This window comes from Microbacterium trichothecenolyticum (genome assembly GCF_041938625.1).
Taxonomy (GTDB): Bacteria; Actinomycetota; Actinomycetes; order Actinomycetales; family Microbacteriaceae; genus Microbacterium; species Microbacterium trichothecenolyticum_D.
Genome location: NZ_CP169427.1, coordinates 767,695 through 781,178, shown reverse-complemented (window position 1 = coordinate 781,178; position 13,484 = coordinate 767,695). Strand labels below are relative to the sequence as shown.

Sequence of the window (13,484 nt, the reverse complement as noted above, 5' to 3'; positions counted from 1 at the left end):
TCCGGTGACCCGACTCCTGCTCCTCATCGACATCCAGCGCGACTACTTCCCGGGAGGGCGGCATCCGCTGATCGACCCGGACGCCGCCGCCGATGCCGCCGCGCGACTGCTCGCCGGCTTCCGCACGTCGGGTGAGCGGGTCGTGCACGTGCAGCACGTGTGGGACGGACCGGATGCCGCGTTCTTCGCCCCCGGAACCCCCGGGGTCGAGTTCGATCCGCGGGTCGCGCCCGACGGCGAGGAGCACGTCATCGTCAAGCACGAGCCGAACGCGTTCCTCGGCACGGGGCTCGAGTCGCTGCTGCGTGCGGCGGACGCCGACGAGGTCGTCGTGGCCGGCATGATGTCGAGCATGTGCGTCGATGCGACCGTGCGTGCGGCGTCCGACCTCGGCTTCCGCATCGCCGTTGCACAGGATGCCTGCGCCGCACCCGACCTCGCCTACGACGGCCGCACCGTGCCGGGCGCCCAGGTGCACCTGGCGTTCATGGCGGCGCTCGACGGCACGTACGCCCGCGTCGCCGACGTCGACGCGCTCGTGGGCGAACTCGTCGGGGCCTGACACCCGCAGGGGCGTCGCTGCGACAACCTGTCCGGTCCGCCGGGCAACTTCCGACACGCCACGCCCTGCCGGGGCACGGCCGACGGGTGAGGATGGGAGGACCACACACCGCATCGGAGTTGATAACCGTGGGCACGACCGTCTTCGAACGACAGCGGCCGGCAGCATCCGTCGTCCAGCACTCCCTCGCCGACACGAGGCACTCGGTGTTCTGGCGCGACGACCTTCCCGAAAACCTCCTGCCCGATCGGCACCCGCTCGTCGGCACGCATCGCGCCGACCTCGTCGTCGTGGGCGGCGGCTATACGGGCCTGTGGACCGCCCTGCTCGCCACCGAGCGCGACCCCGACACGAAGGTCGTGGTCGTCGAGGCGCAGCGCGTGGGGTGGGCCGCGTCCGGGCGCAACGGCGGCTTCTGCGAGGCCAGCCTCACCCACGGCCACGAGAACGGCATGGCCCGCTGGCCGAAGGAGATGCCGACGCTCGACCGCCTGGGGCAGGAGAACCTCGATGCGATCGAGGCCTCGGAGGCCCGCTTCGGCATGGACTTCCAGTTCGAGCGCACGGGACAGCTCGCTCCCGCCATCGAGCCCCATCAGGTGGAGTGGCTGAGGGAGTGGGCCGCCGAGGGCGAGGAGGGCGTGGTCTATCTCGACCGTGCCGAGGCCCAGGCATCCGTCCACTCCCCCACGTACCTCGCTGCGGTATGGGAGAAGAACGCCTGCGGGATGCTCCACCCCGCGCGCATGGCCGCCGAGCTCGCGCGCGTCTGCGAGGAGCGCGGCGTCGTGATCTTCGAGCGCTCGCACGTCACCGGGCTCGACACGAGCGGACCGGGCGTGGTCGTGATGACCGCCGATGGGCGGGTCGAGGCATCCCGTGCCGCGCTCGGCACCAACGTGTTCCCGTCGCTCATCAAGCGCAACCGGCTCATGACGGTTCCCGTGTACGACTACGTGCTCATGACCGAGCCGCTCACCGAGGCCCAGCTCACGTCGATCGGCTGGCAGGACCGCCAGGGCATCGGCGACATGGCGAACCAGTTCCACTACTACCGGATCACGAAGGACAACCGGATCCTGTTCGGCGGCTACGACGCGATCTACCGGTACGGACGCAAGATGAATCCCGAGTACGAGAACCGGCCCGAGACCTGGGCCAAGCTCGCGAGCCACTTCTTCACCACCTTCCCGCAGCTCGAGGGACTGCGCTTCACGCACCAGTGGGCCGGCGCGATCGACACCTCGACACAGTTCACGGCGTTCTTCGGCACCGCGCGCGACCGTCGCGTCGCGTACGCCGCCGGCTTCACGGGGCTCGGCGTCGGATCGACCCGCTTCGCCGGCGAGGTCATGCTCGACCTGCTCGATGGGGTGGAGAACGAACGCACCCAGCTCGAGATGGTGCGCAAGCGCCCGCTTCCGTTCCCGCCGGAGCCCGTCGCGTCGATGGGCATCAACGCGACCCGCTGGTCGCTCGACCGCGCCGACCACAACAAGGGCAGGCGCAACCTCCTGCTGAAGACGCTCGATGCGCTGGGCCTGGGGTTCGACTCGTGAACCCCGGGATCGTGACCGATGCCGCGTCCCTCCCGCTCGACCTCGAGCCGCTGCCCGCCGAACAGGTGGTGGAGGGTGCCCCGGCCACCGGTTATGCCGAGCTGACCGAGCACATCGGAGTGTGGGAGCACACGCCGGGCGCGTCGACCGACGTCGAGGTCGACGAGGTCTTCGTCGTGCTGTCAGGCTCGGCGACCGTGTCGTTCGACGATCCCGCACTCGAGTCGATCGAGCTGCGCGCGGGTTCCGTGGCGCGCCTGACCGCCGGGATGCGCACCGTCTGGACAGTGCGCGAGACGCTCCGCAAGGTCTACATCGCAGGCTGAGCTCGGGTCTCACCACCGGTCACCACGTCTGCGGCGGAACCAGAGGTCGCACGGCTTCGTGGACCCGCGCCTCGCCCCGCTGCATGGCGCCATCTCATCGGACTTGGCCCAGTAGACGTTCATCAGCACCTCGCAGTCGCAGAATCCGCCTCCGTCCTGGAGGCGGTCCTCGAGCGCGACGGCACGCGGCGCCCGCGCGTCGCGATACGTGCGCGAGAGGCGCAGCGAGCCGTCGCAGGGCGCGTCGCGCAGAACGCGATCGAGGTAGCACGCGAGGCATTCACCTTCCCGCGGTGCGACGATGGCGGCGGCAAGGTCACGGACGAACGTTTCGGCTTGGATGTCGATGGCTGATTCCATGGCGAGAGCCTGCCGCCGGCCTCCGACATCGAACTGCTAGCATTGCCAGCATCGGAAGGAGCAGCCGTGGGTGCCATCACCGTCCGCAATCTCGACGACGCTGTTCAGCAGCGACTCAGGGAGCGCGCCGCCGCGCACGGGCGCTCGATGGAGGCAGAAGCGCGGGCGATCCTGACGGACGCGGTGTCGCGCAGCAGCATGATCGTCGACTGGATCGATGCGGCCGACAGTCTCGCCGTAGACCTCGAGCTTCCCGCGCGCAGTGCCCCCCGCGAGCTCGATCTGTCGTGATCGTCCTCGACACGAATGTCCTCTCCGAGCCCATTCGGGCGAGCCCGGACGCTGCGGTCATCGCCTGGATGAAGGCGCAGACGGAAGCAGCGGTCACCGCGATCTCCGTGGCCGAACTCCTGGTCGGCGCCCGGCGGCTCCCGGACGGGGCACGCCGCGAAAGGCTGATCGCGGCGATTGACTCCGTCCTGTCGGGAAGCCGTGTGCTCTCATTCGATGAGGATGCCGCGCGCATGTATGCGCGCATGCACGAGGCACGGCGCATCGCCGGGCGCCCGCTTTCGGTGGAGGACGGGATGGTCGCAGCGATCGCGGCAGTGCATGACGCAACGCTCGCGACGCGGAACACGAGGGACTTCGAGGATCTCGGCATCGAGCTCGTCGACCCGTGGCAGTCTCCCAACACCTGAAGGCGTCAGCGTCCTGCCGACCTCCGCACCAGCAGCGCCAGGTGCAGCGCAGTCTGGGTCTCGCCGTCGTCGAGATCTGACCCCAGCAGCTCCTCGATGAGCGCGATGCGCTGATAGAACACCGACCGCGACAGATGGGATGCCCCAGCCGCCGCGGTGCGGTTGCCCGGGTGAGCGAGCATCGCCTCGAGCACGTCGAGCAGGTCGCCCGACCGCGACAGGTCGTAGGAGATCAGCGGTGCCAGCATTCGCTCGCCGTGCTCGAGCACGCGGTGATCGTCGCGCAGGGCGGTCACCAGCTGCACGAGCGGTCGGTTCTCGGCGCGCCGCAGGTGCGGACCGCGTCCCGCGCGCCGACGCCGGCCACCCGCGAGATCGACCGCCTCGTGCACCGAGGCGAGCGCCGCGTCGATGCCTTCGGCGCCTCGTCCCACCGACACCGTGACGCGCTCCACGTCCGCAGGGTCGACGAGCGCGCGCACGAACGCGACCACGGCGGCATCGTCGAACACGGCGTCCGGCGGGAGCGAGACGAGCATCGTGGCCGCGGGCGCGACGACGCCCGCCGGCGCCGAGCCCGCCAGCGCGCGCCCTCGCAGGGCGCGAGCTGCCACATCCGCTCGCTCCACCGCGACAGGCGCGCCCGAAACGACCAGCCCGTAGAGCCTGGCGCCGCCACGCAGGGGCAGGCCGGCGGCTTCCAGTCGGGCGGCCGCACCGCCGACACCCGCGAAGCGTCCGGCGAGCAGCCCGTCGACGAGGCGACGCCGGCCGATGCGCGCCCACTCATCGGCATCGCCGTCGGCGAGCCGGCCGACCGCGAGGGCGATCGCGCCCTGCTCGAGCACGGCCGCGCGTCCCGCGGGGTGCTCGGGCCCCGGCAGCGCGATGAGATTTCCCCAGCGGATGCCGCGTGCCTCGACCGGCACGATCAGCCAGTCGTCCGCGCCGGCCGGGATCGCGCGTTCTCGGCGCTGCTCGGAGCGCCGGTGCGCGGAGCGCGACCGCAGCTCCCACTCGGTGAACAGCTCCTCCTCCATCGCCAGCGGCACTTCGGCGGCCACGACCTCGTAGCCCAGGTTCTCGAGCACGATCGGCGCGCCGAGCGTCTGCGCAAGCTGGTGGACGATGAAGTCCGCGGGCGATCCGCGCAGCACCAGTGCCGTGAAGCGCTCGCGCACCTCGTCGCGGGCGCGCAGCGCGTCGGTCTGGCCCGTGATGATGCGGCTGTGGACGGCCTCGGTGACCGTGACGAACTTGAGCTCTCGGTGGAGCACGACGAGGGCGAGGCCGCGTGCGTGGGCGGCCTCCACGACCACGGCGGGAACGTAGCGGTAGTGGGTGCCCAGCTCGAGCACGAGCCCGGAGAGTCCGGCGTCGGCGAGCTCGTCGATGAACCGACGCAGGTCTCCAGGCTCGGCCGGCCACGACGACCCCGTCGACAGGAGCATCTCGCCGCCGTTCAGCAGGCGCGCGACCCCCGCACTGTCGGAGACGTGCAGCCATCGCACGCGCGCATCGAGCGCATCGTCGCCGACGAGCACCTCGGGGACACCCTGCGCGACAGCCTCGAGCGCGATCACGTCGCGCACGGTCGGGAGGATCTCATCTGCGGATCGATCTGTCGGACGATCCGTGTGGATCGTGCGATCTTCGCGACGGTCGGGCACCGTGGCCGCCTCTTCTTCTCTGACAGGCTGGGACCCGTCAAGCCTAAGGGATCACCACACGATCTGTCCGACGCCGAGAAGGAGCACCCATGAGCATTGCCGAGAGCGCCGTCGCCACCGCGAGCACGGATGCAGATGTGCGGGTGGTCTCGCACTGGATCGACGGCGCCGAGCGCGCCTCGACCTCCGGGCGCACCGCGCCGGTGTACAACCCGGCGACCGGTCAGGTGTCGGCGCGGGTGGCGCTGGCGGATCAGGCGGAGATCGATGAGGCGATCGCGTCCGCGGAGCGCGGCTATCAGATCTGGAAGGATTACTCGATCGCCCGCCGCCAGGCCGTGCTGTTCGCCTTCCGGGAGATCCTGAACGCGCGCAAGCGGGAGCTGGCGGAGATCGTGACGGCGGAGCACGGCAAGGTGCTCTCCGACGCGATGGGAGAGATCCTCCGCGGTCAGGAGGTGGTCGAACTCGCGACCGGGTTCCCGCACCTGATCAAGGGCGCGTTCAGTGAGAACGCGTCGACCGGGATCGACGTGTACTCGCTGAAGCAGCCGCTGGGTGTGGTGGGGGTGATCTCGCCGTTCAACTTCCCGGTGATGGTGCCGTTGTGGTTCGTGCCGATCGCGATCGCCGCCGGCAACGCCGTGATCCTCAAGCCCAGCGAGAAGGACCCGTCCGCCGCGCTGTGGCTTGCCGAGGCATGGAAGGAAGCCGGCCTGCCGGACGGGGTGTTCACGGTGCTGCAGGGCGACAAGCTCGCCGTCGACGGCCTGCTCACCTCTCCGGTGGTGCAGTCGATCAGTTTCGTCGGGTCGACGCCGATCGCGCAGTACATCTACGAGACCGCGTCCAAGCACGGCAAGCGGGTGCAGGCGCTCGGCGGCGCGAAGAACCACATGCTGGTGCTCCCCGACGCGGACCTGGACCTCGTCGCCGACCAGGCCGTGAACGCCGGCTACGGCGCCGCCGGGGAACGCTGCATGGCCATCAGCGTGGTGCTCGCCGTAGAGCCCGTCGCCGACGAGCTGATCGCCAAGATCCAGGAGCGCATCGCGAAGCTGCGCATCGGCAACGGGGCGGGCGTGGACGGTGTCGAGCCCGACATGGGCCCGCTGATCACCGACATCCACCGTGACAAGGTGTCCAGCTACGTCGACATCGCCGAGCAGGACGGCGCGAGGATCGTCGTCGACGGCCGCGGCTACACCGTCGACGGGCACGAGGACGGGTTCTTCTTCGGCCCCACCCTCATCGACGACATCCCCACCACCAGCCGCGCGTACCAGGAGGAGATCTTCGGACCCGTGCTCTCCGTCGTCCGCGTGCAGTCGTACGACGAGGGACTGGAGCTGATCAACTCCGGGCAGTTCGGCAACGGCACCGCGATCTTCACCAACGACGGCGGCGCTGCCCGCCGGTTCCAGAACGAAGTCGAGGTCGGCATGATCGGCATCAACGTGCCCATCCCCGTCCCGGTCGCCTACCACTCCTTCGGCGGCTGGAAGCAGTCCCTGTTCGGCGACGCGAAAGCCTACGGCGTGCACGGATTCGACTTCTTCACCCGCGAGAAGGCCATCACCAGCCGCTGGCTCGACCCCGCCACGCGCAGCCTTTCAGAAGCCCGCGGCATCAACCTCGGCTTCCCCCAGAACAACTGACCCTTCCGCACCGGGCGTTGCGCGCCGGGCTCAGAGCGTTTCGACTCTGCGTTTCGACTCGCAAGCTCGCTCAACGACCGCGTTCCTCGCTCGCTCAACGACCGGGATTCTGAGAGGACCCCCCGCATGACAGACACACTCACCCTGACCGGCGCCACGCGACCGCTCCCCGATCCCGAGGCCGAGGCGCGCGTGCGCGCGGACGACCGCGGTCACGTCTTCCACTCGTGGAGCGCGCAGGCGCTCATCGATCCGCTGCCCATCGCGGCGGGCGAAGGCTCGACCTTCTGGGACTACCAGGGCAACTCCTACCTCGACTTCAGCTCGCAGCTGGTGAACCTCAACCTCGGGCACCAGCATCCGGATCTCGTCCGCGCCATCCAGGATCAGGCAGGCCGTCTCGCGACGATCCAGCCGTCCATGGCGAACGACGTGCGCGGCGAGCTGGCCCGGCGCATCGCGGAGGTCGCGGGCGACGGATTCGACAAGGTGTTCTTCACGAACGGCGGCGCCGACGCCAACGAGAACGCCGTCCGCATGGCGCGGCTCGTGACCGGCCGCCGCAAGGTGCTGTCGATGTACCGCAGCTACCACGGCAACACCACGACCGCGATCTCCCTGACCGGCGACCCGCGTCGCTGGCCGAACGAGCCGGCCGACGGCTCGACCGCGAAGTTCTTCGGCCCCTACCCGTACCGCTCGGCGTTCCACTCCTCGAGCGCCGAGGAGGAGACGCAGCGCGCCATCGAGCACCTCGAGCAGACCATCGTGCTGGAGGGCGCCACCACGATCGCCGCGATCATCATCGAGACGATCGTCGGCACGAATGGCGTGCTGGTGCCGCCGCCCGGCTACCTCGCCGGCGTGCGGGACCTCTGCGACCGTTACGGGATCGTCTACATCGCCGACGAGGTCATGGTCGGCTTCGGCCGCGTGGGCGAGTGGTTCGCATTCCAGGCGTTCGACGTGCAGCCCGACCTCATCACTTTCGCGAAGGGCGTGAACTCGGGCTACGTGCCGCTCGGCGGCGTCGTGATCTCCGACCGGATCGCATCCCACTTCGACACCGTGTCGTTCCCCGGCGGACTCACGTACTCGGGTCACCCGCTGGCGTGCGCGGCGGGAGTCGCCACGTTCGAGGTGTTCGAGCGCGACGGCATCCTCGATCGCGTGCGCGACCTCGGTTCGCGCGTGGTCGGGCCGCGGCTGCGCGACCTCGCGTCGCGGCATCCGTCCGTCGGCGATGTGCGGGGAAGGGGCCTCTTCTGGGCGATCGAGCTCGTCAAGGATCGCGAGACCCGCGAGCAGCTCGTGCCCTTCAACGCGAGCGGGGCGGATGCTGCGCCCATCGCCGCCGTCGCCGCGGCGTGCAAGCGCGAGGGCGTCTGGCCCTTCACCCACTTCAACCGTGTGCACGTGGCGCCTCCGCTGGTGATCACCGAGGACGAGCTGGTGCGCGGATTGGACGTCATCGACCGGGCTCTCTCCGCCGCGGACGAGCACGTCTCGCGCTGATCAGCGGTTGTTTCCGGCCCCGCGTCCATGAGGACGCGGGGCCGTTTCACGCCTGTGACCGAATCGTTCCGATGCGTGGGAATGAATCACTTCCGCCCACCGTTATTTCTGTACTCAGCACCATGTGCTGCTCCAGGAGGGGAACGTGGGCAAGAACTACATCGACATCGAGAACGACCAGGGCGAGACGCTGCGCTACCGCAAGCACGTCAATGGTCGTGGCCTCATCGCGCACGGAGCGAAGGTGCACCCGAGCGCCATCGTCGAAGCGGGGGCGTATGTCGAACCGGGCGTGCAGATCGCCGCTGGCGCGCACGTCGGCCGCGGCGTGTGGGTCGAGACGGATGCCGTCATCGGGCCTGACGCCGAGATCGCACCGCACGCCCACATCGGGCCGCGCGCGGCCATCGGCCCGCGCGCCAAGATCGGCGTGCGCACCCAGGTGGGCCACGACGCCCGTGTGGCCGGAGGCTCGCTCATCGGCGACGACGAGACGATCGCCGACGGCGAGCGCGTCGCCACCGACAAGCGAGGGCTCCGCCTGGCCGCCTGAGTTCCGCGGTGGCGCGTCGGCGCCACCGCATAGGCTCGCGGGGTGATCAGACGCCTCCTCGTCGGCCTGCTGCTGCTCGTGATCGCGGGCGCCGCGTACTGGTGGTTCATCGGGCGCGAAAACGGCGCCCCCGACGTCGAACCGACGACTCCCCCTGCCTCCGTCTCGATGCCCGGGATCCCGGCCGACGCCTTCGAGATGACGGTCGAGAGCGTCCACGACGGCGACACGCTGCGCGCCCGCGTCGCCACCCCCAACGCGGTCGTCGGCGATCTCGAGTCGACGCGCGTGCGCCTCTTGGGAATCGACACCCCCGAGACATCCCCCGAGCTCGACTGCTGGGCCGCGGAAGCGACGGCGAAGCTCACCTCGCTGGTCCCCGTGGCGTCGACGATCTGGGTCGCTCCCGACGCGGAGGTGCACGACCAGTACGGCAGGACGCTGCTCTACGTCTGGACGCCCGACGGCCGCTTCGTGAACGGCGAACTCGTCGCGCAGGGCGACGCGCGCGTTGAGGTGTACTCGCCCAACCGAACCCAGGAGGCCCTGCTGCGCTCGCTCGAGGCCGCCGCCGTCGCCGCGTCCGCGGGGCAGTGGGGCGCCTGCGGCTGAACCGTCAGACGAACGCGGTCACGCGAACAGGAAGAGAACGAACCCGATGAGGGGCAGTGTGCCCTGGATGAGCGCCGCCCGCAGGTACCGCATCCCGGTCGTGAGCAGCACGAGCGCCGCTGCCACCATCGAGCCCAGGGCGAACAGCACGAGCGCGAGCCCCGCGGCCTGCACCGGTGCGGTGTCCGCGCCCGCGAAGAGCAGGACGAGCCCGATCACGACGCCGATGGCGAGGAACAGGTTGTAGAAGCCCTGGTTGTACGCCATCGACTTCGTCGTGTCGGCGGCCGCCTGATCGGCGACGCCGAACCGCTTCCAGATCTTCGGCTGGGTCCACTGGACGCTCTCCATCACGAAGATGTAGACGTGAAGGAGCGCCGCAAGCGCCGCGAAGACCGTAGCCACAATCGTCACCATGAGCGAACCATATCGCCCCGGCTACGCTGAACAGCATGGCGAAGGGCGGGTCGCGCACAGGCGGACGAGGACGCGGCGCATCGGGCAGGCGTCCGGGCGCAGCATCCGGGTCCCCGAAGGCGAAGCCCGGCAAGGCCCAGCCGGCGAAGCAGCGTCGGCCGCAGCCGTCGCCCGGCCCGTCCCCGGCACCTCCCGTCGAGCCCGCGATGCCCGCGACGTTCGCGCTCGGCGCGATCCCGGGCGCGACTCCCGGCAAGTGGATCGACATCTGGAACGAACGGATGCCGCAGACCACCCTCGAACTGGTACCGCTGGCCGTCGCCGATCAGCGTCGGGCGCTCCGTGACGGCGAGATCGACGCGGCCATCGTCCGTCTGCCGCTCGACAAGGAAGGCCTCCACGTCATCCCGCTGTACGACGAGGTCCCGGTGGTCGTGTGCGCGAAGGACTCGCACCTGACCGCGGCCGACGAGGAACTGGACGCCGCGGATCTCGTGGGCGAAGTGCTCATCGTCCCGCAGGACGACGTCCTCGGCATCCATCTTCCCGGCACGGTGATGCCCCAGTTCGCCGCGCCGGCCGACACCGGCGAGGCGATCGCCACCGTCGCGGCAGGCGTCGGGATCGTGGTGGTGCCGATGTCGGTCGCGCGGCTGCATCACCGCAAGGACGTCGACTACCGCGCGCTCCGTGGCGGCCCGCTCTCGACGGTCGCGCTCGCGTGGGACGCCGAACGGACCAGTCCCGCGGTCGAGGCGTTCGTCGGCATCGTGCGCGGCCGCACCGCGAACTCGTCGCGGGGATGAACCGCACTCCGCGAGAGCGCGGGAACGAGGGGTGCCGCCCCCAGTCTTGTGCAGCACCCCTCAAGGATCGGCGGCGAAGACCCGCGATCGATTCTGCGTCCCCAAGCGGGTCTTCAGTCAGCGCTCTCCGACCCCCGTCGGCGAAGCGCAAGCCGTTCCGATGACCAGGAGCCCGCGGCATCCGTCCTGATACACGGATCTCGAGGAAATCTCAGAAACCCGCGCCGTGCACCTGGAACGGGGCCACGATGCCGGTGCGAACGGATGCTGCGGCCAGCGCCTCCGAGGGCGCGATGCCCGCTGCGAGGCTCTCGTGCATCGCGGCGAGGAGTTCGCACGCCGCGTCATCGGCGACGATGACAGGTGCCGCGATGACGTTCCGAACGCCGGCATGGAGCCAGATCCGCGTCATGCCCAGCGCCTCCTCGCCCCATCTCACGGAGGAGCGACCCACCTCGCACGCAGACAGCACGACGGTCGAGGGAAGGCGTGGGATCAGATCGATGTCGTACCCGAACAGCGTTCCGTCGGCGAGTTCGAGGCCGGAGAACATGGGATTGTCCAGCGCGTGCCGGCCGTGTGCGGCGACATGCAGGACGTCCACCTCGGCAGCGAGCGCGGTGACTTCCGTGACCGTCGCGTCGCCACCGGCCTTCACCGCCGCACGACTCCATGCGGCGGAGCCCGCTGAGACCTCCTCCTCTCCACGAGCGACGCGCGGCCCGACGGCGAAGCCTGCGGTGCTCGGCGCACGAGCCCCGCGCGAGCGCTGCGCGATCCAGGCTGTCACCGAGGTCGCCACCGAAAGCGGGCGATGCGCGATCGCCGGGAGCATCATCCACGGGACGCCGGCGAGGATGCCCGCGGCGGAGATCAAGATCCGCTCGGCGCCCGACAGTGCGTCGACGGGTGCGCACAGAATCCGGGACAGCGTCGCGAGACGGTCATCCAGCCCGCGGCGCACCACCGCTGCCATCGGTCCGGCGGTGACCGTGGCGGCCATGTCCAGGTCGGCGCGCAAGCCTCTCAGCGCCGACCGGGCGGCAGCCCAGTCCAGCCGAACCAGCTCTGTCCCCTGGTGCGAGACGGCGAGCGCAGCGAGCTCGACGCCGTCGAACACGTAGGACACGAGCACATCGCCGGCGTCCAATTCGGCGATCGCGTCACGGAGAGTCGCACGGACTCGCAGCTCGCCGGCGGCTGTCTGCGACCACTGCCGCTGACGGGCGCGGTCGCTGAGCAGAGCCGCCCGTGGCGTGGCGAGCCAATCGCCGTCGGGCGCCGCGGTGCGCAGGACGCGCAACTCGGCCAGATCGGCCGCGAGTTCGGGGTCGGGTGGCGGGCGCAGCGGTGGAAAGGATCCGCTGACCGAACGTGCTCGCTCCGACCATTCGAAGACCGCGGCATGATCGCCCGACCGGAGTGCCGACGCCAGCCCCGTCGTGATGAGTCCAGCCCCCCTCATCGAGGCGGAAACCTGGATGTCGAGACTGCCCACCGCACGGCGGGTGCGGTCGAGGAGATCAAGACCCGCCGCCGCGTGGCGCCGGGCAGCTGCTTCACGGCCCTCGACGGCGGCGTACGCTGCCCGCAATTCGTGTGCCAGGAGGCCGACCTCGAGCGGGGTGCGACGCCCGACGCGCGCCACCGGCGGGGCAGCACGCCGATCCGTCCGAAGTCTCGCCAGCGCGTCCGTGAGCCTGAGCGCCTCCGCCTCGGAGCTGAATCCGTGAGCCTGGAGTCCGGCGACGACCTCGGCGACCTTCGTGCGCGGCGGCAGGCGCCGCCCGGCTCGCACCGGGCCGCCGGTGCGGTCGACGCGCCCCAGCGTGAGACGCGCGCGAAGGCCGATCGCCTCGGCGCGAACCGCCCAGCCCGAACTTCCGATCGCAGCGAAGCGCCGCGCAGAAGCGGCCGCCGCACGCGCCGCGCGAGCCGGGTCGTGACTGAGCAGGGACCGGGCGAGGTTGTAGTCGGCCGTCGCGCGATCGCGCGGCGCACGATGGCGTCCGAACGCTTCCGATACCGCCGCAAGGCTCCGCTCGGCCTCCGTCACGAGGCCGGCCTCACGCAGCACTTCGGCGCGGTCCAGCTCGTTCACGGCCGCCCACATCTCGGACTCACCGTCCAGCGGCTCCCGGACGGACTGCATCGTCTGCAGGGCGGCGACGAGATCGCCGGCGAGCATCAAGGTGTACCCGCGGTTGTGCACGGCGAGGTTCGCCTCGGTCGTCATGCCGGCCTCGCGGTAGGCCTGCTCGGCGGCGGCGAGGTCGGCCATCGCCATCTCGAGGTGACCGCGCTCCATGTCGACGAGGCTGCGGTTGATCCTCATGTTGGCCTGTCGTACCGGCTCGTCCCGGAGCCCACTGATGCTCTTGTCGAGCCATGCGGCCGCGTCGTCGAGGAGACCGCGCTCCAGTGCGAGAGCGCCGAGCTGCCCGTGCAGCTGCGCGATCGTCGCATCGTCCAGCCCGTCCTGGAGGAGCGCCTCGAGACACAGTCGCTCGCCGGCATCCACGTCGCCGGTGCGCGCGAGCACGTACGCCGTCGTGCCCACGATGCGCGCCATCAGGTTGCGGTCGCCGTCACGCTCGGCCGCCGTGCTCGCCTCGGCGAGCGCGCGTCGGGCGTCGGAGTAGCGACCGAGATTGGCGAGCTCGACCCCACGGGCGTACGACGCGGCCGCGTCGACACGAGTCCCCATGGAGCAATCATGGCGCGAAGAGCGCCCGCGGGGCCATG

General features: G+C 70.4%; 14 protein-coding genes. 10 read left to right on the top strand and 4 right to left on the bottom strand.

The features are described from left to right. Window positions 1-4: 4 nt before the first annotated feature. From ACEYYH_RS03605 to ACEYYH_RS03595, 3 genes are all read left to right on the top strand, one after another. Complete coding sequence (locus ACEYYH_RS03605; protein WP_374976926.1) at window positions 5-562, top strand: cysteine hydrolase family protein; 558 nt, start codon at window positions 5-7, stop codon at window positions 560-562. 128 nt (window positions 563-690) lie between these two features. After that, a complete protein-coding gene (locus ACEYYH_RS03600; RefSeq protein ID WP_374976925.1) occupies window positions 691-2,121 on the top strand; it encodes an NAD(P)/FAD-dependent oxidoreductase in 1,431 nt (476 codons plus the stop codon). After that, window positions 2,118-2,447 (top strand): cupin domain-containing protein, encoded by a 330-nt coding sequence (locus ACEYYH_RS03595; protein WP_374976924.1) that lies wholly within the window; start codon window positions 2,118-2,120, stop codon window positions 2,445-2,447. Before ACEYYH_RS03600 ends, ACEYYH_RS03595 begins: the two co-directional genes overlap by 4 nt. 9 nt (window positions 2,448-2,456) lie before the next feature. Here ACEYYH_RS03595 and ACEYYH_RS03590 read toward each other — a convergent pair whose 3' ends face one another. After that, the gene (locus ACEYYH_RS03590; RefSeq protein ID WP_374976923.1) at window positions 2,457-2,807 is read right to left on the bottom strand and encodes a DUF2695 domain-containing protein; all 351 of its coding nucleotides are present in this window, start codon (window positions 2,805-2,807) and stop codon (window positions 2,457-2,459) included. Window positions 2,808-2,873: 66 nt separating this feature from the next. Here ACEYYH_RS03590 and ACEYYH_RS03585 point away from each other — a divergent pair, with 66 nt between their 5' ends. Together ACEYYH_RS03585 and ACEYYH_RS03580 are read left to right on the top strand one after the other, a co-directional pair. Next, complete coding sequence (locus ACEYYH_RS03585) at window positions 2,874-3,098, top strand: Arc family DNA-binding protein (protein WP_374976922.1); 225 nt, start codon at window positions 2,874-2,876, stop codon at window positions 3,096-3,098. Continuing rightward, window positions 3,095-3,508, top strand: a complete 414-nt coding sequence (locus ACEYYH_RS03580; protein ID WP_374976921.1) for a type II toxin-antitoxin system VapC family toxin — start codon at window positions 3,095-3,097, stop codon at window positions 3,506-3,508. The genes ACEYYH_RS03585 and ACEYYH_RS03580 overlap by 4 nt, the downstream gene beginning before the upstream one ends. Window positions 3,509-3,513: 5 nt before the next feature. On the opposite strand, the gene ACEYYH_RS03575 is transcribed toward ACEYYH_RS03580, so the two are convergent. Then, window positions 3,514-5,100 (bottom strand): PucR family transcriptional regulator, encoded by a 1,587-nt coding sequence (locus tag ACEYYH_RS03575; RefSeq protein ID WP_374976920.1) that lies wholly within the window; start codon window positions 5,098-5,100, stop codon window positions 3,514-3,516. A gap of 167 nt (window positions 5,101-5,267) precedes the next feature. Here ACEYYH_RS03575 and ACEYYH_RS03570 point away from each other — a divergent pair, with 167 nt between their 5' ends. The 4 genes from ACEYYH_RS03570 (at window position 5,268) to ACEYYH_RS03555 (ending at window position 9,516) form a co-directional block, all read left to right on the top strand. After that, a complete protein-coding gene (locus ACEYYH_RS03570) occupies window positions 5,268-6,836 on the top strand; it encodes a CoA-acylating methylmalonate-semialdehyde dehydrogenase (RefSeq protein ID WP_374976919.1) in 1,569 nt (522 codons plus the stop codon). A gap of 126 nt (window positions 6,837-6,962) precedes the next feature. After that, the gene (locus ACEYYH_RS03565) at window positions 6,963-8,351 is read left to right on the top strand and encodes an aspartate aminotransferase family protein (RefSeq protein ID WP_374976918.1); all 1,389 of its coding nucleotides are present in this window, start codon (window positions 6,963-6,965) and stop codon (window positions 8,349-8,351) included. A gap of 145 nt (window positions 8,352-8,496) precedes the next feature. Beyond that, complete coding sequence (locus ACEYYH_RS03560) at window positions 8,497-8,904, top strand: transferase (protein ID WP_159847092.1); 408 nt, start codon at window positions 8,497-8,499, stop codon at window positions 8,902-8,904. Between the two features lie 42 nt (window positions 8,905-8,946). After that, window positions 8,947-9,516, top strand: coding sequence for a thermonuclease family protein (locus ACEYYH_RS03555; RefSeq protein ID WP_374976917.1), 570 nt, complete (start codon window positions 8,947-8,949; stop codon window positions 9,514-9,516). An 18-nt stretch (window positions 9,517-9,534) separates the two neighbouring features. On the opposite strand, the gene ACEYYH_RS03550 is transcribed toward ACEYYH_RS03555, so the two are convergent. Continuing rightward, window positions 9,535-9,933: a DUF1304 domain-containing protein gene (locus ACEYYH_RS03550; RefSeq protein WP_374976916.1), complete on the bottom strand. Its 399-nt coding sequence runs from the start codon at window positions 9,931-9,933 to the stop codon at window positions 9,535-9,537. Between the two features lie 35 nt (window positions 9,934-9,968). On the opposite strand from ACEYYH_RS03550, the gene ACEYYH_RS03545 reads away from it, so the two are divergent. Next, window positions 9,969-10,739 (top strand): LysR substrate-binding domain-containing protein, encoded by a 771-nt coding sequence (locus ACEYYH_RS03545; RefSeq protein WP_374976915.1) that lies wholly within the window; start codon window positions 9,969-9,971, stop codon window positions 10,737-10,739. 211 nt (window positions 10,740-10,950) lie between these two features. Here the strand turns inward: ACEYYH_RS03545 and ACEYYH_RS03540 are convergent, their stop codons facing one another. Then, window positions 10,951-13,446, bottom strand: a complete 2,496-nt coding sequence (locus ACEYYH_RS03540; RefSeq protein WP_374976914.1) for a CHAT domain-containing protein — start codon at window positions 13,444-13,446, stop codon at window positions 10,951-10,953. Window positions 13,447-13,484: the final 38 nt, after the last annotated feature.